This window comes from Streptomyces sp. NPDC053750 (assembly GCF_044544295.1).
Classification (GTDB): domain Bacteria; phylum Actinomycetota; class Actinomycetes; order Streptomycetales; family Streptomycetaceae; genus Streptomyces.
Window position 1 is genome coordinate 54,592 of the sequence record NZ_JBITXB010000004.1, and the last position, 19,208, is coordinate 73,799.

Here is a 19,208-nt window from a genome sequence, read left to right on the forward strand (position 1 = left end):
CCTCCGCCGACCCCGTCGGCCCGCGGGTGTGCGGTCGGTCAGCCCTGCCCGCCGCCCGCCCGCACCAGACCGGTCTCGTAGGCGAGGACCACCACCTGCACCCGGTCACGGAGACCGAGCTTGGTCAGGATGCGTCCCACGTGCGTCTTGACGGTCGCCTCGGACAGCACGAGCCGGGCCGCGATCTCCCCGTTGGACAGGCCCTGCGCGACCAGGACCATCACCTCGCGCTCCCGGTCGGTGAGGCGCTGGAGCTCCTTGTGCCGGGGCTCCTGGCTGGTGGCCGGCAGCATCGGTGCGAAGCGGTCCAGGAGCCGGCGGGTGGTCGAGGGGGCGACCACCGCGTCGCCGCTGTGCACGGAGCGGATCGCGGCGAGCAGCTCACCGGGCGGCACGTCCTTGAGCATGAAGCCGGAGGCGCCCGCCTTCAGCCCCGAGAAGGCGTACTCGTCGAGGTCGAAGGTGGTCAGGATCAGCACCTTCGGCGCGTCCGGGTCGGCGCAGATCCGGCTGGTGGTCTCGACACCGTCGAGCTTGGGCATGCGGACGTCCATCAGGACGACGTCCACGGCGGTGGAGCGCAGCACCTGGAGGGCCTCGACGCCGTCGCCCGCCTCCGCGACGACCTCCATGTCCGGCTGGGCCGCCAGCACCATCCGGAACCCGGTGCGCAGCAGCACCTGGTCGTCGACGAGCATTACGCGGATCGCCATCGGGGCCTCTTCCTTACAGGTGTCAACGCGGTACATGCGTACGGGCGCGGTGGTCAGTGTGCGGGTTTCAGCGGCAGCAGCGCACTGATGCGGAATCCTCCGCCCTGGCGCGGACCCGCGTCCAGGGTGCCGCCGACCATGCCGACCCGCTCGCGCATGCCGATCAGGCCGTGGCCCTGGCCGTCCAGGCCGCCCTCCTCGTACAGCTCGTGCGGAGCGCCCTTGCCGTCGTCCTCGACGAGCAGCCCGAGGCCGTCGTCGAAGTAGACCAGGCGCACACTCGCGCCGGCGTTGGGTCCGCCGTGCTTGCGGGTGTTGGTGAGCGCTTCCTGCACGATGCGGTACGCGGTGAGCTCGACGCCGCTGGGCAGCGCGCGCGGAGTGCCCTCGACCTTGAAGTCGACGGGCAGGCCGGAACTCCGGCACTTCTCGACGAGGTCCTCGATCTGCTGGACGTCGGGCTGCGGGACGTACTCGCCGGCCTCCTGGTGCTCGCCGGTGCGCAGCACCCCGAGCAGGCGGCGCATCTCCGCGAGCGCCTGGCGGCCGGTGGAGGAGATGGTCTCCAGGGCCTTCTTGGCCTGGTCGGGGGCCGCGTCCAGGACGTAGGCGGCGCCGTCGGCCTGCACCACCATCACGGAGACGTTGTGCGCGACGACGTCGTGCAGCTCGCGTGCGATCCGGGCGCGCTCGGCGGCGACCGCGACCTTGGCCTGCGCCTCGCGCTCCTTCTCCAGCCGGGCGGCCCGCTCCTCCAGCTGCGCGAAGTAGGCGCGGCGGGTGCGGATGGAGTCGCCGAGCACCCAGGCGAGGGCGAACGGCACCGCCTGGAAGACCGTTATGGCGATGTTGCCCCCCGCGCCGGCCTCTTCCATGGGCCAGCGCAGCTGGGCGACGGGTGCGGCGCACAGCCCCATGACCAGCGCGGTCCGGGAGGCCCAGCGGGCGCCGGTCGCGGCCACGGTGTAGACGATCACCAGGAGGGCGAAGTCGGCCGGCATCGTCGACACGTCCAGCGCCAGCTGCCCCAGGCCCAGTGCGGCAGCCAGCAGCAGCATCTTCTCCGGCATGATCCGGCGCAGCGCGATCACCACGCACAGCAGCAGGACGAAGGGAATGATCAGCGCCGTGACGTCCGTCCCCCGGGCCTCCTGCTGCGGGGCCACGGACATGACGGAAATCCCGAGCAGGACGAGGGCCCAGAAACAGTCGACCCCGGTCGGGTGTCTGCGGAGGAAGTCGTAGAGGCGCTGCACGTAACCCAGCGTAGGGAAGTGGGATAGGTGCAGGGGTCAACCGGAGGGCCGATCCGCATCGCCCGCGCATACTCCGCAAGGTGGAGGCTCCGCTCTCCTGTGCCCCTAGCCTGGGTCTGTGACACAAGGGACATCAGGGGCTGAGGAGACCTCAGGGGCTGGAGAGGCCTCAGGGACGCATGGGCCGCGATGGCGTGGCTGGCGGGACGCCGCGCAGGACGCCCTCTACGGAGCGGCCGGGTTCTACCGCGGGGCCGAGGGGCCGGCCGGCCACTTTCGAACATCCGTCCACGCGTCGCCGCTGTTCGCCGGCGCGGTGGCAGGGCTGCTGTGCCGGGTGGACGAGGCGCTGGGGCGGCCCGCGCGGCTGGACTTCGTGGACATGGCGGCCGGGCGCGGCGAGCTGGTCACCGGGGTGCTGGCCGCGCTGCCCGCCGACGTGGCCGCCCGCACGCGCGCGTACGCCGTCGAGGTCGCCGACCGCCCGGAGGGGCTGGCCCCCTGCATCGAGTGGCTCGCGGAGCCGCCGCGCGGCCTTACGGGGCTGCTGTTCGCCAACGAGTGGCTGGACAACGTACCGGTGGAGGTGGCGGAGGTGGACGCCGCGGGCGTGGCGCGGCGGGTGCTCGTCCGGGACGACGGGGCCGAGCGGCTCGGAGAACCGGTGGACGGGGCGGAGGCCGAGTGGCTGGCGCGGTGGTGGCCCCTGCCGGGCGAGGAGGGCCTGCGGGCCGAGATCGGGCTCCCCCGGGACGCCGCCTGGGCATCGGCCGTGTCGGCACTGGACGCGGGGCTCGCCGTGGCCGCCGACTACGCGCACACGGCGGGCGCCCGCCCGCCGTTCGGGACGCTCACCGGCTTCCGGGAGGGCCGGGAGACGGCGCCGGTGCCAGACGGGTCGTGCGACCTCACCGCGCACGTCGCGCTGGACGCGTGCGCGGCGGCCCACGCCGCGAGGTGCGCTCCGGAGTGCACGCCCCCGAGAGCCCTTCTACGCCCCCAGCGCGAGGCGCTGCGCGCCCTCGGTGTCACCGGCGCACGCCCCCCGCTCGCGCTGGCCTCCACCGACCCTGCGGCGTACGTACGCGCCCTCGCGGGTGCCTCCCAGGCCGCGGAGCTGATCGCGGCGGGCGGGCTCGGCGACTTCCAGTGGCTGCTCCAGCCGGTCGGGCCCGTCGACGCCGAGGCCCTACTTGTCGATGTCCCCGACCACGAAGAACAGTGAACCGAGGATCGCCACCATGTCTGCGACCAGCGTCCCGGGCAGCAGCTCGGTGAGCGCCTGGATGTTGTTGTACGAGGCCGAGCGCAGCTTCAGCCGGTACGGGGTCTTCTCGCCCTTGCTGACCAGGTAGTAGCCGTTGATGCCGAGCGGGTTCTCGGTCCAGGCGTAGGTGTGGCCCTCGGGTGCCTTCAGCACCTTCGGGAGCCGCTGGTTGACCGGCCCGGGCGGCAGCTCGGCGAGGCGGTCCAGGCAGGCGTCGGCGAGGTCGAGGGCGTTGTGCGTCTGCTCCAGGAGGCATTCGAAGCGGGCGAGGCAGTCGCCCTCGGTGCGGGTGACGACCTTCAGGGTGTCCTGGAGCTCGCCGTAGGCCAGGTACGGCTCGTCGCGGCGCAGGTCGAAGTCGACGCCGGAGGCGCGGGCGATCGGGCCGCTGACGCCGTAGGCGTGCACGGCCTCGGGGGTCAGGGCGCCCACCCCGCGCGTACGCCCCCGGAAGATCTCGTTGCCGAGCACCAGGTCGTCGAAGACGTCCATGCGCGAGCGCACGGCGGCGACGGCACCGCGCGCGCGTGCGGCCCAGCCGGCCGGCAGGTCCTCCTTGAGACCGCCGACGCGGTTGAACATGTAGTGCATGCGCCCGCCGGAGACCTCCTCCATGACGTTCTGGAGGACCTCCCGCTCCCGGAACGCGTAGAAGACCGGGGTGATGCCGCCCAGCTCCAGCGGGTACGACCCCAGGAACATCAGGTGGTTGAGCACACGGTTCAGCTCCGCCAGCAGCGTCCGCGTCCACACCGCACGCGTGGGCACCTCCATGCCGAGCATGCGCTCCACGGCGAGGACCACGCCCAGCTCGTTCGAGAACGCCGACAGCCAGTCGTGGCGGTTGGCGAGCACGATGATCTGACGGTAGTCACGGGCCTCGAACAGCTTCTCCGCACCACGGTGCATGTAGCCGATCACGGGCTCCGCGCTCGTGATGCGCTCTCCGTCCAGGACCAGCTTGAGCCGCAGCACACCGTGCGTGGAGGGGTGCTGGGGCCCGATGTTGAGCACCATGTCGGTGCTCTCCGCGGCGCCGCCGATGCCGACCATGGTCTCCGTCTTGGGAGTCATGGACCCAGTCTCCCCTACGTACGCTGGCCTCATGGAGACGGGGAGCCCTGACGACACGGGCGCGGCGCGGGCGGCCAAGGCCGTGGACACGGCGGAAGACACGTCGGGGGACGAGCCGGTGTGGACCGGGCTGCCGCCTGGACTGCTACGGATGCGGCGCCTGTTGCTGGTGGTGTGGCTGGGCCTGCTCACGCTCGCCGCGGGGCTGCTGCCCGGGCTGTTCCTGGGCCCCTTCTGGGCGGCCCTGGCCCTGCTCCCGCTGGCCCTCATGGTGTGGGGCTGGGTGATGCTGGAGCGCAACTGGCGCTCCTGGCGGTACGCCGAGCGCGCCGACGACCTGCTGATCAGCCGGGGCGTGCTGTGGCGGGAGGAGACCGTCGTCCCGTACGGGCGGATGCAACTGGTCGAGGTGACCTCCGGCCCGGTCGAGCGCCACTTCGGCCTGGCCAGTGTGCAGCTCCACACGGCCGCCGCCGCGACCGACGCGACCATCCCGGGCCTCGACCCGACCGAGGCGGAGCGCCTCCGCGACCGCCTGACCGAACTGGGCGAGGCCCGATCGGCGGGGCTGTGACCGGGGCCGGGGCGGGGGACGGCACGGGTGGGATTACCGACGGCACGGGCGGGACCGCCGAAGGCGCGGAGAGCGCCCCCGAGGGTCTCGTCGAGCGGCGGTTGCACCCCGTCACACCGTTGCGGCGGGCGTGGGCGCCGGTCGCCGTGGTCGTCGGGTGGGCCGTGCACGACCCCGACCAGGCGCAGCGCCAGCTGGAACGGCTGACCACGACCACGCTGCTGATCGGCCTCGCCGTGCTGATCCCGGCCGCCGCCCTGTACGGCTTCCTGACCTGGTGGTTCACCCACTTCGCGGTGACGGACACAGAACTGCGCATCCGCACCGGCCTGCTGTTCCGCCGCACCGCGCACATCCGGCTGGAACGGATCCAGGCCATCGACGTCACCCAGCCCCTGCTCGCCCGGGTCGCGGGGGTCGCCAAGCTGAAGCTCGACGTCATAGGCACCGGCAAGAAGGACGAACTGGCCTTCCTCGGCGCGGACGAGGCGCGTGCGCTGCGGGCCGAGCTGCTCGCGCGCGCGGCCGGCTTCGCGCCGGAGACCGCGCACGAGGTCGGTGAGGCCCCCTCCACACAGCTGCTGCGCGTGCCGCCCGGCGTGCTCGCCGTCTCGCTGCTGCTGACCGGCGCGACCTGGGGCACGCTGGTCGCCGCCGTCACCGTACCGACGCTGCTGTGGCTGGCCACCCACAACCTGTGGACCGTACTGGCGACCGCCCTGCCGCTGCTGGGCGCGGCGGGCGCGAGCAGCGCGGGCCGGTTCGTCGCGGAGTACGACTGGACGGTGGCCGAGTCCCCGGACGGGCTCCGGACCGACCACGGGCTGCTGGACCGCGCCCACGAGACGGTGCCGCCGGGCCGGGTGCAGACCGTGCGGATCGTGGAGCCGCTGCTGTGGCGGCGGCGCGGCTGGGTGCGGGTCGAGCTGGACGTGGCGGGTTCGTCGAACTCCGTGCTGCTGCCGGTCGCCCCGCGCGAGATCGCCGAGTCGGTCGTCGCGCGCGTGCTGCCCGGGGTGACCGTGCCGGCGGGCGCGTCGCTGTCGCGCCCGCCGCGGCGCGCGGCGCGGTGCAGGCCGGTGTGGTGGCGCGGCTACGGGCTCGCGGTCACCGACGCGGTCTTCGCCGCCCGGTACGGGCTGCTGCGCCGCAGCCTGGCGCTGGTGCCGCACGCCAAGGTGCAGAGCGTCCGCCGTACGCAGGGGCCGTGGCAGCGGGCGCTGGGGCTGGCCGACGTACGGGTGGACACGGGGGCGAACAAGACCGTGACCGCGCGGCTGCGGGACGCCGGCGAGGCGGCGGAGCTGCTGCGCGCCCAGGCCGAACGGTCCCGGACCGGCCGGCGCGACGCGCTGCCGGACCGATGGATGGCCTGAAACGCCGACGGGTCAGGACACCGCGCACGGGTCAGGACACCGCGCTGCGCAGCCCCTGTACGTCGATCTGCTCCGTCTCGTCGTGGGCCGTCAGGTCGATCACCTGGCCCACGCCCCGGGACTCCTCACCGGCCTGCTTGAAGCCGGCTTCCGCCTCGGCCTTGTGCAGGGCGAGGGCCTCCTGGCCGACCACGTCGGCGAGGTCCTCGTTCTGGACGGCCTCCAGGGTGTCGGGCGACGAAGCCCCGCCCTCGGCGTTCTTCGTGCCGAAGAAGTCGAAGCTGCCCTCGACCACCGGACGCCGGGTGTGCGCGGGCGGTACGACGGCCACCGCGGTCGGCACCGTGAAGTGCCCGGTGGCCTGCCGGGTGGGCTGGGTGGGCTGGGTGGGCTGCGCGGGCCGCTCGTCGGACGGGGGCGTCGGGGTGGCGGCGGCGGTGCGCTCGTGCCCGTCGGCCGCCTCGGGCTGCCCCGGCGCCTCGTCCTCCTGGGCGGGCCCGGCCGTCGCGTTCTCGCCACCGCCGTCCCCGTCGTCGCCGCTGTCGGGAGCGCCGGCACCGGTGGTGCTGGTGCGGTCGTGGTCACCACCGTCCGGCCCGGCGGGTGCCGCCTCGTCGAACCGGGCCAGTGCCGCGTTCGCGCGCAGGAACAGCCGGGAGCCCGCGGGAGAGAAGACGGCGGGAGCCTCCTCGGCGGCCCCGGCGTCCTCGACCGCCGTCTCCGCCACGACCGCGTCCGCCTCCGGCGCCGGTCGCGCCGCGGGCAGCGCGGGCACCTGGGGCACGGCCTCGATCTCCAGCAGGCGGCGCCCCTCCAGCGCGCTGGCACGCTCGGTCTCCGCCGTCGCGTAGCGGCGCAACAGGGAGGCGTGCTCGTTGCGCAGCCCCGCCAGCTCGGTGCGCTTCGCACGGAGCCGGTGCTCCAGCTTCACGCGCAGCTCGCGTGACTCCTCCAGGTCGGACTCGAGTTCCGCGACGCGTTCCTCGTAACGCCACTCGTCGCTCGCCCGCGCGCGCGTGAGGTCGGCGACGCGCTTGCCCGCCTGCGCGTCCCAATGGCGCATGACGAACGCGCCGACGACCGTCGTCACCGCGGCGGCCGCGGCCAGGGAGCGCAGGATCATCGTCTCGCTGAACACCCAGGGGCCGAGGGCGCAGACGACGGAGACGCCTGCGATCGCCGACGGAGGAAGCAGCCTGTGCAGAGGCGGGGAATGGCGGTGACGTCCACGTGGCATGGCCAGAAACTTACCGCGCGTAGGCGAATCTTGGCGCCCCGCCCCGTAAAAACCCAGCCATCCGCGACGCGTTCACAGGGCATCGGAAATCAATTCAAGATCATTTCAGGCGTTCCCGCCGTCGAGCCGCTCGCTGAGCCACTGCAGCGTCGCGGGAATCTCGCGCCGCCAGGTATTGAAGTTGTGTCCGCCGCTTTCCAGGATGATCGACGAGATCCGCGTCGGCTTCTTGCCCTTCACCTGCTCAATGAACTTCAGCGTGTCCTTGTAGTTGCTCTCGCCGGACTTGCTGCTGGTGACGAGCAGTGAAGTGTCGGGCGCGGGCAGGTTCTTGAGATACCACCGCAGGTCGGCCCGGTTCTTCCGCTCCTTGTCCCCCTGGAAGAGATCGCCTGTCGTGGGGTCGTTGGGCGCGTCGTAGTACGCGGACAGGCCGGCACCGGCGGCGTACGTCCCGGGGTGGTGCACGGCGAGCTTCAGGGCGCAGTAACCGCCGGTCGAGTTGCCGACGATGCCCCAGCTGCGCGGCCCCCCGCCCACGCGGTAATGGGCACCCACGGCCTCCGGGAGGTCCTTCGCGAAGAACGACTCCGTCTGCGGCCCGCCCGGGATGTCCACGCACTCCGTGTCGCGCGGCGGCGCCACCGTGGGCCGCAGCATCACGAGGATCATCGGCCGCATGCGGCCGGCCTTGGCCAGCTCCAGTGCCGTACGCGGATAGCGGAGTTTGTCGACCAGCGCCTCGGCCGTCCCGGGGTAACCGGTCAGGACGACGGCCGCGGGAAACTTCCGGGCGCTGTGGCGGGTTTGAAAGTACTCCGGCGGCAAATAGACGTACGCGGGCGAGGCGATGCGCGTCGTGCGCCCGACGACCCGTATCTCCTCGATCCGGCCGCCGACCTCGGGCCGCGACCCGCCCACCGCAGTCACCCGCCGCTCTCCGACGACCAGCAGCGGCCCGTCGGCGCCGGCCGAGTGGTCCACGACCACGCCCTGACCGGTCTCCCGGCCGAACAGGTCCGCCCAGCTGGCGTAGAACCCGAAGGACTGGTTCGCGGCGAGGCCGACGGCGGCGAAGACCGCCAACTGCGTGGCGAACAGCAGGCCGACCCGTCCGGCGACGGCCCGCAGTCCCCGTCCGGCCAGCCGCGGCCAGAGCCACACCGTGCCGGCGAACAGCAGTACGCCGGACAGGACCGCCAGCGCCAGCACCTTGTCGCTTGTGAGACCCATGGGTTGTTACCTGCCTGCGCTTTCGTCGCGTGCGTCCGGACCGTCCGTCCGGGCTTGATCCGGAGGTGAGTGAACCTCTCCCTCCGAGACACCGTCCTAGAGGGCGCAATGTCGCCGGATGCCCCGAAGGACGGGCCCGGATCCACGGTCTCTCGCAGAACTACAGGTGCGATGTCTGTCAGGACAGATGAGGAAATGTCGGGTGGGGTTCCGACCAGGTTCACCAGCGTACGCAGGGTGCTGCGCGGCCCCCGCCCGGAGAACGTCCCCCTCCTCGTCGGCCGCGCCTGCGCGCTCGTCGGCCTGCTGGACATCGCCGCCGGCGTCTTCCCGCGCTTCAGGCACAGCCGTATGCACGCCGTCGCCGAGGTACTGCCCGGCGCGTTCGGCCCGTTCGCGGCGGCTCTCTCGCTCAGCGCCGGCGTCCTGCTCCTCCTCCTCGCCCACGGCCTCAAACGCCGCAAGCGCAGGGCGTGGCGGGCGGCGGTGGCGCTGCTCCCGCTCGGTGCCGTCGCACAGTTCACGTACCGGCACTCCCTGGCCGGAGTACTGATCTCCCTCGCGCTCCTCGCGCCCCTGCTGCGCCACCGGGACCAGTTCGCGGCGCTGCCCGACCCGCGCAGCCGCTGGAGGGCGCTCGCCAACTTCGTTCTCATGGGCGCCGGTTCCCTGGCCCTCGGCCTCCTCGTGGTCAACGCCCACCCGCACCGCATGGTCGGCGACCCGAGCCTGGCCGACCGCCTCACCCACGTCCTGTACGGCCTGTTCGGTGTCGAGGGCCCGGTCGACTACCGGGGCAACACCTCCTGGACGGTCGCCTTCTCCCTCGGCGCCCTCGGTCTGCTCACCGCCATCACCACCGTCTACCTGGCCTTCCGCCCCGAACACCCGGCGGCCCGCCTCACGGAGGACGACGAGGTGAAGCTGCGCGCCCTGCTGGCCAAGCACGGCGGCCGGGACTCCCTCGGCCACTTCGCGCTGCGCCGCGACAAGGCCGTCGTCTTCTCCCCCAGCGGCAAGGCCGCGGTCACCTACCGCGTCGTCTCCGGGGTGATGCTCGCCAGCGGCGACCCGATCGGCGACGTGGAGGCCTGGCCCGGCGCCATCGAACGCTTCATGGACGAGGCCCGCGCCCACTCCTGGACGCCCGCCGTCATGGGCTGCTCCGAGACCGGCGGCGAGGTGTGGACCCGCGAGACGGGGCTCGACGCCCTCGAACTGGGCGACGAGGCGGTGGTGGACGTCGCGGATTTCTCCCTCGCCGGCCGCGCGATGCGCAACGTGCGCCAGATGGTCAAACGCATCGAGCGCGCCGGTTACGAGACCCGCGTACGGCGCGTGGCTGACCTCGGCGCCACCGAGCTGGACCGCATCCGCCGCGCCGCCGACGACTGGCGGGGCACGGACACCGAACGCGGCTTCTCCATGGCGCTGGGCCGCATCGGCGACGGGGCCGACCAGGACTGCCTGATCGCGACCGCGCACAAGCAGGACGCCGAGCCCGGCGAGTACGGCGACCTGAAGGCGATCCTGCACTTCGTCCCCTGGGGCACCGACGGCGTGTCCCTGGACCTCATGCGCCGCGACCGCGCGGCCGACCCCGGCATGAACGAGCTCCTGATCGTGGCCGCGCTCCAGGCCGCCCCGAAGTTCGGCATCGAGCGGGTCTCCCTGAACTTCGCGATGTTCCGCGCGGCGCTCGCCCGGGGCGAGAAGATCGGCGCGGGCCCGGTCCTCCGTGCCTGGCGAGGTCTGCTGGTGTTCCTCTCCCGCTGGTTCCAGATCGAGTCCCTGTACAAGTTCAACGCCAAGTTCCGCCCCCGCTGGGAGCCGCGCTTCGTCGTCTACCGCGCCTCCGCCGACCTGCCCCGCATCGGCTTCGCCGCGATGCAGGCCGAGGGCTTCGTCACCCTCGGCCTGCCGCTGCCGCGCTTCCTGCGCCGCCGGACGCCCGTACGTCGCCCTTGCGCGCACGGGGTGACCGAGCGGGAGGCCAGGGCGGCCTGACGGCTCGCTGCGCGGCGGGCGTGGGTGCCGCGGCCCGGCGCTGCGGGGTGCCGCCTGCGCCCACCCGTGCCGCCCGGGGGGTACCACCCAGGCCGTTCAGGCACTGGGGGAGGCACGACTGCCCGCAGGCTGCGCGGCACGCCCCCGCCACGTGGGACGGATAGCCGCGTACGGCGAGAAGGGGACGTGTCGGGGGGGTCCGCCCGCAGCGGTTGGCGCGTCAACGGAGGTCACTTCTGTGACCGACCGATTCCGCGCCGTTCCGAGGACGGACACCCCCCGGCGCGGCCCCGACCCACAGAACCACGCACCGCGCAACGCGCACCCCCACCCACCCCGCACAGGCCGCCGCAGGCACCGCACCCCCACACCACCACCCGAGGCACGGGCCTACGCTGAACACATGAGCAAGCAGACCGGCCGCCGCCGCCACCACTTGGCGGGACTGACCGCATGGGACCGCTGCGCGGTCATGGGGGTCGTCAACGTGACCCCCGACTCCTTCTCCGACGGCGGTCGCTTCTTCGACACCACGGCCGCCATCAAGCACGGCCTCGACCTGGTGGCCCAGGGTGCCGACCTGGTGGACGTGGGCGGCGAGTCCACCCGCCCCGGCGCGACCCGCGTCGACGAGGACGAAGAACTCCGCCGCGTCGTCCCGGTCGTGCGCGGCCTGGCCTCCGAGGGCGTCACCATCTCCGTCGACACGATGCGCGCCTCCGTCGCCGAACAGGCCCTCGCCGCCGGCGCCGCCCTCGTCAACGACGTCAGCGGCGGCCTCTCCGACCCCCGCATGATCCCGGTCGTCGCCGACGCCGACGCCCCCTTCGTCGTCATGCACTGGCGCGGCCTCCTGGAGGGCGCCAACGTCAGGGGCGCCTACGACGACGTCGTCACCGAGGTCGTGAACGAGCTCCACGCACGCGTGGAGGCCGTTCTCGAGGGCGGCATCGCCCCCGACCGCATCGTCGTGGACCCCGGCCTCGGCTTCTCCAAGGACGCCGAGCACGACCTCGTCCTCCTGGCCCACCTGGACCGCCTGCTGGCCCTCGGCCACCCGCTGCTCGTGGCCGCCTCCCGCAAGCGGTTCCTGGGCCGGGTGCTCGCCGGCCCCCAGGCCGCCCCGCCCCCCGCGCGCGAGCGCGACGCGGCCACCGCCGCCGTCTCCGCACTCGCGGCGCACGCCGGAGCGTGGGCCGTCCGCGTCCACGAGGTACGCGCCACCGCGGACGCCGTACGGGTCGCACGCGCCGTCGAGGGCGCCCGGGCCGCGGACAAGGGCCCGGAAGGAGCCCGGTGAACGCCCCTCACCTCGACGTCGAACAGGTCGAGGCCACCAACACCGCCTTCTACGAGGCACTGGAGCAGGGCGACTTCGAACAGGTGTCGGAGCTCTGGCTCACCCCCTCCGACCTGGGCGTCGACGAGTCGTACCACGACCCGGCCGACGTCGGCGTGGTCTCCTGCGTGCACCCCGGCTGGCCGGTCCTCACCGGTCGCGGCGAGGTCCTGCGCTCCTACGCGCTGATCATGGCGAACACCGACTACATCCAGTTCTTCCTCACCGACGTGCACGTCTCCGTGACCGGCGACACCGCCCTGGTGACCTGCACCGAGAACATCCTCAGCGGCGGCCCCGCCCCCAAGGGCGGCGACGAGCTCGGCCCCCTCGTCGGACAGCTCGTGGTCGCCACGAACACGTTCCGGCGCACGCCCTCCGGCTGGAAGCTCTGGTCGCACCACGCCTCGCCCGTACTGGCAGAGGAGAACGAGGACGAGGAGGGCAATGACACACCTCCCTGAACCACCACCCCGACCTGAACCACCTCCCTGACACCCTTCCCTGAACCCGGAGGGCGAAGAAGTGGTGGGAATCGAAGAAGTGGTTGGAATCACGACCGGCCGGGTATGAGCGGCCACCAACCCGTGATCAGCCGGGGCAGCCAGGGAAAACACCCGGTGAAACCTCATGGCGGCCCCCCGGCCCCCCACACCCCGCGGCCCGGCACTGTCGGTCCGCGCGGGTAGATTCGACTGAGGCCGACGCACCGCCCGCACGCGGTGCGGACCGGCCGAGACCGACGACTGCAGGAGTGATTCGCGTGGATCGTGTCGCGCTGCGCGGCCTCAAGGCCCGCGGGCACCACGGTGTGTTCCCCAAGGAACGCGAGGACGGCCAGACCTTCCTCGTGGACATCGTCCTTGGCCTGGACACCCGACCGGCCGCGGCCGACGACGACCTGGCGAAGACCGTGCACTACGGCATCGTGGCCGAGGAGGTCGTGGCCGTGGTCGAGGGCGAGCCCGTCAACCTGGTCGAGACGCTCGCCGAGCGCATCGCCCAGGTCTGCCTCAAACACGAAGGGGTCGAGGAGGTCGAGGTCTGCGTCCACAAGCCGGACGCACCGATCACCGTCCCCTTCGACGACGTGACCGTCACCATCATCCGGAGCCGTGTATGAGCGCCCCCTTCACCAAGGGTCCCAGCGACCCGACCGTACAGCCGGTGCCCGCCTCCGTCGTCGAGCAGGTCGACGCCGCGGACAGCACGCTGTCCAACCCCAAGCGCGCGGTGATCGCCCTCGGTGCCAACCTCGGCAACCGCCTGGAGACCCTCCAGGGCGCCATCGACGCCCTGGAGGACACCCCCGGCGTGCGCGTCAAGGGGGTCTCACCGGTGTACGAGACGGAGCCGTGGGGCGTCGACCCCGGCAGCCAGCCGTCGTACTTCAACGCGGTCGTGGTCCTCAAGACCACCCTGCCCCCGTCCTCCCTGCTGGAGCGGGCGCACGCGGTCGAGGAGGCCTTCCACCGCGTCAGGGACGAGCGCTGGGGGCCGCGCACCCTCGACGTCGACATCGTCGCCTACGCCGACGTCGTCTCCGACGACCCGCAGCTCACCCTCCCCCACCCGCGCGCCCACGAACGCGCCTTCGTCCTCGCCCCCTGGCACGACGTCGACCCCGACGCCCAGCTGCCCGGACACGGCCCGGTCGGCGCTCTCCTGGCCACCGTCCCCCGTGACGGCATCGCGCCCCGCACCGACCTGGAACTCCGGCTGCCCGAGTAGTCGTTAAGGTCGACAGGGTCGGACGATCACGCAGGGGACCGAAGGGACACGGGACACCGTGAAAGAGTTGCGCATCAGGGTGCTGGCCGGCGTGTTCTTCGTCGCCGCGATCCTGTCCTGGGCGGGCGCCCGCCTGTGGAACTCGGTCGGGAGCCTCCCGAGCGTCCCCCTGGCCGCCCCGATCGTCCTCGCCCTGATCGCCGTGATCATCCTGGCCACGGCGCTCTCGATCCGCGCCCGCCTGAAGGCACAGCGGGACCGCGTCCCCGGCGCCAAGGGCGTCGACCCGATGATGGCGGCCCGCGCGGTCGTCTTCGGCCAGGCGAGCGCCCTGGTGGCCGCCCTCGTCGCCGGCATGTACGGCGGCACGGGCGTCTTCCTGCTGGAGTACCTCGACGTTCCGGCCCGCCGCGACCAGGCCTTCTACGCCGGCTTCTCGGTCGTGGCGGGCATCGCCGTCATAGCGGCCGCGGTCTTCATGGAGCGGGTCTGCAAGCTCCCGGAGGACGAGGACGACGACCACCCGGGCGCGGCCACAGCGGCCTGACCCGCCGACGCCCGCGCGCCCCCACTGCGCCCGGCGCCAGATCCTGCCGCCGGCCTGTCGTCGGCCCGCAGTCAGCTCGCCATGATCAGACTCATCGCCTCGTTGCGCGTGGCGACGTCCCGCAGCTGACCGCGCACCGCCGAGGTGAGGGTCTTCGCGCCCGGCTTGCGGATGCCCCGCATCGACATGCACATGTGCTCGCACTCGACCACGACGATCACACCGCGGGGCTCCAGGATCTCCATCAGGGAGTCCGCGATCTGCGTGGTGAGACGTTCCTGCACCTGCGGGCGCCGCGCGTAGACGTCCACGAGGCGGGCGAGCTTGGACAGGCCGGTGATCTTGCCGCTGCTGGACGGGATGTAGCCGACGTGCGCGACGCCCCGGAACGGCACCAGGTGGTGCTCGCACGTCGAGAACACCTCGATGTCCTTCACCAGGACCATCTCGTCGTGCCCGAGGTCGAACGTCGTCGTCAGCACGTCCTGCGGCTCCTGCCACAGACCGGCGAATATCTCCTTGTACGCCCGTGCCACCCGCGCGGGCGTCTCCCTCAGGCCCTCGCGGTCCGGGTCCTCACCGACCGCGATGAGCAGTTCGCGTACGGCGTTCTCGGCCCGCTTCTCGTCGAACTCGCCGATCTGGCCCTCGCCGTCCAGCGTCACGGGGTCGGTCATCTGGTGCCTCGTTCCTGTCCTGTCTGCGCACGGCAGACGAAAAACGCCGCGCCCCCCAAGGCTAGAACCTGGGGGGCGCGGCTTACATTCCGGGCCTGGTGGGGCCGCCGGGAGGAGCCGGGTCAGCTCTCCGGACGGTCCTCCGGGGCTCGTTCCGGTGCCGGGGCGGGCTCCATCGTGGTGCTCTTGGCGGTGGAGATCGCCGCCGTCGCGCCGTTCGCCCCGTTCGTCAGAGCGAGCTCCTTGGGGGAGAGCACCGGCGGGCGGGTGGAGGGCGTACGGCGGGAGGAGCCGGTCCAGGCGGGCCGGGCCGGGCGCTTGACGATCTGGGAGAAGATCTCGGCGATCTCCTCCTTGCCGAGCGTCTCCTTCTCCAGCAGGGCGAGGACGAGGTTGTCGAGCACGTCGCGGTTCTCGACCAGGATCTCCCAGGCCTCGTTGTGCGCCGTCTCGATGAGCTTCTTGACCTCCTCGTCGACCAGCGCGGCGACCTCTTCCGAGTAGTCGCGCTGGTGGGCCATCTCGCGCCCGAGGAACGGCTCGGTGTTGTCGCCACCGAACTTGATCGCGCCGAGGCGCTCGGTCATGCCGTACTGCGTGACCATCGCACGAGCGAGGCCGGTGGCCTTCTCGATGTCGTTGGCGGCGCCCGTCGTCGGGTCGTGGAAGACCAGTTCCTCGGCCGCGCGGCCACCCAGCATGTAGGCGAGCTGGTCGAGCATCTCGTTGCGCGTGGTCGAGTACTTGTCCTCGTCCGGGAGCACCATCGTGTAACCGAGGGCGCGGCCACGGGAGAGGATGGTGATCTTGTGGACGGGGTCGGAGTTCGGTGAGGCCGCCGCGACCAGGGCGTGTCCGCCCTCGTGGTACGCGGTGATCTTCTTCTCCTTGTCCGACATGATCCGGGTCCGCTTCTGCGGGCCCGCGACCACACGGTCGATCGCCTCGTCCAGCATGTGGTTGTCGATCAGCTTCTGGTCGCTGCGGGCCGTCAGCAGGGCGGCCTCGTTCAGCACGTTGGCCAGATCGGCACCGGTCATGCCGGGCGTACGGCGGGCGACGGCCGACAGGTCGACGTCGGGGGCGACCGGCTTGCCCTTCTGGTGGACCTTGAGGATCTCCAGACGGCCCTGCATGTCCGGGCGGTCGACGGCGATCTGCCGGTCGAAGCGGCCGGGGCGCAGCAGCGCCGGGTCGAGGATGTCGGGCCGGTTCGTCGCGGCGATGAGGATCACGCCGCCCTTGACGTCGAAGCCGTCCATCTCGACGAGCAGCTGGTTCAGCGTCTGCTCGCGCTCGTCGTGACCACCGCCGAGGCCGGCGCCGCGGTGGCGGCCGACCGCGTCGATCTCGTCGACGAAGACGATGGCGGGAGCGTTCGCCTTGGCCTGCTCGAACAGGTCACGGACCCGGGAGGCACCGACACCGACGAACATCTCGACGAAGTCGGAACCGGAGATCGAGTAGAACGGCACGCCCGCCTCGCCCGCGACGGCACGCGCGAGCAGGGTCTTGCCGGTACCGGGCGGGCCGTACAGCAGCACGCCCTTGGGGATCTTGGCGCCGACGGCCTGGAACTTGGCCGGCTCCTGGAGGAACTCCTTGATCTCGTGGAGCTCCTCGACGGCCTCGTCCGACCCGGCGACGTCCGAGAACGTCGTCTTCGGGGTGTCCTTGGTGATGAGCTTGGCCTTGGACTTGCCGAAGTTCATGACCCGGGAGCCGCCGCCCTGCATCTGATTCATCAGGAACAGGAAGACGACCACGATCAGGACGAACGGCAGCAGGGAGAGCAGAATGCCGACGAACGGGTTCTGCTTCGACGGCGACACGGTGTAGCCGTCGGGGATCTGCTTGTCCTGGTACTTGTTCTGAAGTGTGTTGGCGAGGGTCACGCCCTGGTCGCCGATGTAGCTCGCCTGGATCTTCGAGCTGCCCTTGACCTTCTCGCCGTCCTTGAGCTGGACCTTGATGGTCTGCTCGTCACCGGTGGTCAGCTTGGCCGACTCGACCCTGTTGTCGTTGATCGCCTGGACGACCTGGCCAGTGTCCACCGTCTTGTAGCCGCCGGACGAGCCGACGACCTGCATCAACACGACCACGGCAAGGACGGCCAGCACGATCCACATGACCGGCCCACGGAAGTATCGCTTCACGTCCATCCACACGGAGCGGTGCCGCCCCGTCCCTCCTGCCATAGTGAGTTTGATAAGACAGTTCTTCTGACGGTACCCCAGCCTGGCGGCCCTCAGCCGCACGGGCAGCCGGCGTCCCGTCTGCATGCTCCAACGGCGCGAGGGCCTCCGGGGTTCCCGGCAGGCCCCGCGGAACGCCGTGAAGCCCGTTACACAGGCGTGTCAGCCGCCGTAGACGTGGGGCGCGAGCGTGCCGACGAAGGGCAGGTTGCGGTACTTCTCGGCGTAGTCGAGGCCGTAGCCGACGACGAACTCGTTGGGGATGTCGAATCCGACCCACTCCACGTCGATGGCGACCTTCGCGGCGTCGGGCTTGCGCAGCAGCGTGCACACCTTCAGGGAGGCGGGCTCGCGCGAGCCGAGGTTGGAGATCAGCCAGGACAGGGTCAGGCCGGAGTCGATGATGTCCTCGACGATCAGGACGTGCCTGCCCTTGATGTCGGTGTCGAGGTCCTTGAGGATCCGCACCACGCCGGAGGACTGGGTGCCCGCCCCGTACGAGGACACGGCCATCCAGTCCATGGTGACCGGGGTGGACAGCGCCCGTGCGAGGTCGGCCATGACCATCACGGCGCCCTTGAGCACACCGACGATGAGCAGGTCCTTGCCCGCGTACTCCGCGTCGATCTTCGCGGCCAGCTCGGCCAGCTTCGCGTCGATCTCTTCCTTGGTGATGAGTACCTTCTCGAGGTCGGCACCCATGTCGTTCGCGTCCACCCGCATCACTTTCGGTCGTCCCACCGGCCGGATTCAGCCTTGCCGAATCACCAGTCTGCCACCCTGGCGCCGGGCGACGACTTTGCCGGGGAGGTTGATGGCCCCCTGACCGCGCCAGCCGGTGATCAGCCGGTCGACTTCCTCGATGTGGCGGGCGAACAGCGCGCCGGCCGGAGCACCGGCCTCGATGGCGGCGCGGCGCAGGATCCGTCGGCGTACGGCGGGCGGCAGGGCGTAGAGTCCCGCGCACTCCAGTACGCCGGTGGCGTCGCGGACGCCGGCCTCGGCCTGGCGGGCCCAGGTGTCGAGGGCGTCGGCGTCGTCCCGGGAGAGTTGGGCCGTACGGGCGAGGGCCTCGACGACTCCCTTGCCGAGGGCCTTCTCCAGGGCGGGCAGGCCCTCGTGGCGCAGCCGGGAGCGGGTGTACGCCGGGTCGGCGTTGTGCGGGTCGTCCCAGACGGGGAGGGACTGGACCATGCAGGCCTTGCGGGCGGTCTGCCGGTCGACCTGGAGGAAGGGACGCCGGTAACGGCCGCCGGCCCCCGAGACCGCGGCCATGCCCGACAGGGAGCGGATGCCGGAGCCGCGGGCGAGGCCCAGCAGGACGGTCTCGGCCTGGTCGTCGCGGGTGTGGCCGAGCAGGACGGCGGCGGCGCCGTGGCGGGCTGCGGCGTCGTCCAGCGCGGCGTAGCGTGCGTCACGGGCGGCGGCTTCGGGTCCTCCCTCTCGGCCGACGGTCACGGCGGTGGACTCGACGGGGTCCAGGCCGAGCTGGCGCAGACGCAGGACGACCTCTTCGGCGCGCAGGTCGGAGCCGCTCTGCAGACCGTGGTCGACGGTGACGCCGCCGGCGCGGACGCCGAGCCGGGGGGCCTCGAAGGCGAGGGCGGAGGCGAGCGCCATGGAGTCGGCGCCGCCGGAGCACGCCACGAGCACGAGCGGGGCCGTCGGAAGCCCCGGCGCACGCTCGGCGACCGTCGCGGCGGGGACGCCGGCCGGGATGTTCAGTTCGGTGAGGATGTCGTGGAGGACGCGGCGGACCGCCAGGCGTATCGCCGCGACCGCAGGATGGGGACCCATGTCCGGTGCCCTTCATGAAGTTTCGGGGGGTGAGCCCGAGGCTCGGTCACGCAGAGTGTGTAGATGGTGACAGAAACGGGCCGTTCCCTGAGCATCGCACGCCTACGGAAGGCTCACGGTCCCTCGGACGGGTGATTGGAGGGGCGTTCGCCTGCCGTCGGCCGGATTCGTTCACACCCCGTCCG

At 72.0% G+C, this 19,208-nt stretch carries 18 protein-coding genes; 9 read left to right on the top strand and 9 right to left on the bottom strand.

The window, feature by feature from the left end; translation table 11 throughout:
• Positions 1–38 precede the first annotated feature (38 nt).
• Both ACIGO6_RS12915 and ACIGO6_RS12920 read right to left on the bottom strand, forming a co-directional pair.
• On the bottom strand, positions 39–713 hold the full coding sequence (locus ACIGO6_RS12915) for a response regulator (RefSeq protein ID WP_399874999.1): 675 nt from the start codon (positions 711–713) through the stop codon (positions 39–41).
• Between the two features lie 53 nt (positions 714–766).
• Positions 767–1,969, bottom strand: coding sequence for a sensor histidine kinase (locus tag ACIGO6_RS12920; RefSeq protein ID WP_399875000.1), 1,203 nt, complete (start codon positions 1,967–1,969; stop codon positions 767–769).
• Between the two features lie 118 nt (positions 1,970–2,087).
• Here ACIGO6_RS12920 and ACIGO6_RS12925 point away from each other — a divergent pair, with 118 nt between their 5' ends.
• Entirely contained in the window at positions 2,088–3,194 is a 1,107-nt protein-coding gene (locus ACIGO6_RS12925; RefSeq protein WP_399875001.1) for an SAM-dependent methyltransferase, read from the top strand.
• On the opposite strand, the gene ACIGO6_RS12930 is transcribed toward ACIGO6_RS12925, so the two are convergent.
• On the bottom strand, positions 3,159–4,310 hold the full coding sequence (locus ACIGO6_RS12930; protein ID WP_399875003.1) for an NADH-quinone oxidoreductase subunit D: 1,152 nt from the start codon (positions 4,308–4,310) through the stop codon (positions 3,159–3,161). The genes ACIGO6_RS12925 and ACIGO6_RS12930 overlap by 36 nt on opposite strands.
• A 31-nt stretch (positions 4,311–4,341) precedes the next feature.
• Here ACIGO6_RS12930 and ACIGO6_RS12935 point away from each other — a divergent pair, with 31 nt between their 5' ends.
• Both ACIGO6_RS12935 and ACIGO6_RS12940 read left to right on the top strand, forming a co-directional pair.
• On the top strand, positions 4,342–4,884 hold the full coding sequence (locus ACIGO6_RS12935; protein ID WP_399875004.1) for a PH domain-containing protein: 543 nt from the start codon (positions 4,342–4,344) through the stop codon (positions 4,882–4,884).
• Between the two features lie 32 nt (positions 4,885–4,916).
• Complete coding sequence (locus ACIGO6_RS12940; RefSeq protein ID WP_399875832.1) at positions 4,917–6,260, top strand: PH domain-containing protein; 1,344 nt, start codon at positions 4,917–4,919, stop codon at positions 6,258–6,260.
• Positions 6,261–6,291: 31 nt separating this feature from the next.
• Here ACIGO6_RS12940 and ACIGO6_RS12945 read toward each other — a convergent pair whose 3' ends face one another.
• Both ACIGO6_RS12945 and ACIGO6_RS12950 read right to left on the bottom strand, forming a co-directional pair.
• Entirely contained in the window at positions 6,292–7,497 is a 1,206-nt protein-coding gene (locus ACIGO6_RS12945; protein ID WP_399875006.1) for a hypothetical protein, read from the bottom strand.
• Between the two features lie 105 nt (positions 7,498–7,602).
• Positions 7,603–8,730, bottom strand: coding sequence for an alpha/beta hydrolase (locus ACIGO6_RS12950; protein ID WP_399875007.1), 1,128 nt, complete (start codon positions 8,728–8,730; stop codon positions 7,603–7,605).
• Positions 8,731–8,925: 195 nt separating this feature from the next.
• Between ACIGO6_RS12950 and ACIGO6_RS12955 the strand changes: the two genes are divergently transcribed.
• The 6 genes from ACIGO6_RS12955 to ACIGO6_RS12980 all read left to right on the top strand — a co-directional run bounded on the left by ACIGO6_RS12955 (position 8,926) and on the right by ACIGO6_RS12980 (position 14,354).
• A complete protein-coding gene (locus tag ACIGO6_RS12955) occupies positions 8,926–10,737 on the top strand; it encodes a phosphatidylglycerol lysyltransferase domain-containing protein (protein WP_399875009.1) in 1,812 nt (603 codons plus the stop codon).
• A 403-nt stretch (positions 10,738–11,140) separates the two neighbouring features.
• On the top strand, positions 11,141–12,037 hold the full coding sequence (gene folP / locus ACIGO6_RS12960) for a dihydropteroate synthase (protein WP_399875011.1): 897 nt from the start codon (positions 11,141–11,143) through the stop codon (positions 12,035–12,037).
• Positions 12,034–12,540, top strand: a complete 507-nt coding sequence (locus ACIGO6_RS12965; protein WP_399875013.1) for a nuclear transport factor 2 family protein — start codon at positions 12,034–12,036, stop codon at positions 12,538–12,540. Before folP ends, ACIGO6_RS12965 begins: the two co-directional genes overlap by 4 nt.
• A 299-nt stretch (positions 12,541–12,839) precedes the next feature.
• Positions 12,840–13,199: a dihydroneopterin aldolase gene (folB, locus tag ACIGO6_RS12970; protein ID WP_011028954.1), complete on the top strand. Its 360-nt coding sequence runs from the start codon at positions 12,840–12,842 to the stop codon at positions 13,197–13,199.
• On the top strand, positions 13,196–13,807 hold the full coding sequence (gene folK / locus ACIGO6_RS12975; RefSeq protein WP_399875015.1) for a 2-amino-4-hydroxy-6-hydroxymethyldihydropteridine diphosphokinase: 612 nt from the start codon (positions 13,196–13,198) through the stop codon (positions 13,805–13,807). The genes folB and folK overlap by 4 nt, the downstream gene beginning before the upstream one ends.
• A gap of 58 nt (positions 13,808–13,865) precedes the next feature.
• The gene (locus ACIGO6_RS12980) at positions 13,866–14,354 is read left to right on the top strand and encodes a DUF3180 domain-containing protein (protein WP_399875016.1); all 489 of its coding nucleotides are present in this window, start codon (positions 13,866–13,868) and stop codon (positions 14,352–14,354) included.
• 71 nt (positions 14,355–14,425) lie between these two features.
• Here the strand turns inward: ACIGO6_RS12980 and folE are convergent, their stop codons facing one another.
• From folE to tilS, 4 genes are all read right to left on the bottom strand, one after another.
• Positions 14,426–15,031, bottom strand: coding sequence for a GTP cyclohydrolase I FolE (gene folE / locus ACIGO6_RS12985; RefSeq protein WP_399875017.1), 606 nt, complete (start codon positions 15,029–15,031; stop codon positions 14,426–14,428).
• 122 nt (positions 15,032–15,153) lie between these two features.
• Entirely contained in the window at positions 15,154–17,193 is a 2,040-nt protein-coding gene (ftsH, locus tag ACIGO6_RS12990) for an ATP-dependent zinc metalloprotease FtsH (RefSeq protein WP_399875833.1), read from the bottom strand.
• Positions 17,194–17,388: 195 nt separating this feature from the next.
• Positions 17,389–17,949 (bottom strand): hypoxanthine phosphoribosyltransferase, encoded by a 561-nt coding sequence (hpt, locus tag ACIGO6_RS12995; protein ID WP_399875835.1) that lies wholly within the window; start codon positions 17,947–17,949, stop codon positions 17,389–17,391.
• A 27-nt stretch (positions 17,950–17,976) separates the two neighbouring features.
• A complete protein-coding gene (gene tilS / locus ACIGO6_RS13000) occupies positions 17,977–19,023 on the bottom strand; it encodes a tRNA lysidine(34) synthetase TilS (RefSeq protein WP_399875019.1) in 1,047 nt (348 codons plus the stop codon).
• Positions 19,024–19,208: the final 185 nt, after the last annotated feature.

Coding starts and splice junctions, on each gene's coding strand:
- tilS (WP_399875019.1), bottom strand. CDS start 19,023: ATGGGTCCCCATCCTGCGGTCGCGGCGATACGCCTGGCGGTCCGCCGC.
- folE (WP_399875017.1), bottom strand. CDS start 15,031: ATGACCGACCCCGTGACGCTGGACGGCGAGGGCCAGATCGGCGAGTTC.
- ACIGO6_RS12930 (WP_399875003.1), bottom strand. CDS start 4,310: ATGACTCCCAAGACGGAGACCATGGTCGGCATCGGCGGCGCCGCGGAG.
- ACIGO6_RS12955 (WP_399875009.1), top strand. CDS start 8,926: ATGTCGGGTGGGGTTCCGACCAGGTTCACCAGCGTACGCAGGGTGCTG.
- folP (WP_399875011.1), top strand. CDS start 11,141: ATGAGCAAGCAGACCGGCCGCCGCCGCCACCACTTGGCGGGACTGACC.
- ACIGO6_RS12935 (WP_399875004.1), top strand. CDS start 4,342: ATGGAGACGGGGAGCCCTGACGACACGGGCGCGGCGCGGGCGGCCAAG.
- ftsH (WP_399875833.1), bottom strand. CDS start 17,193: ATGGACGTGAAGCGATACTTCCGTGGGCCGGTCATGTGGATCGTGCTG.
- ACIGO6_RS12945 (WP_399875006.1), bottom strand. CDS start 7,497: ATGCCACGTGGACGTCACCGCCATTCCCCGCCTCTGCACAGGCTGCTT.
- folK (WP_399875015.1), top strand. CDS start 13,196: ATGAGCGCCCCCTTCACCAAGGGTCCCAGCGACCCGACCGTACAGCCG.
- ACIGO6_RS12950 (WP_399875007.1), bottom strand. CDS start 8,730: ATGGGTCTCACAAGCGACAAGGTGCTGGCGCTGGCGGTCCTGTCCGGC.
- ACIGO6_RS12915 (WP_399874999.1), bottom strand. CDS start 713: ATGGCGATCCGCGTAATGCTCGTCGACGACCAGGTGCTGCTGCGCACC.
- hpt (WP_399875835.1), bottom strand. CDS start 17,949: ATGCGGGTGGACGCGAACGACATGGGTGCCGACCTCGAGAAGGTACTC.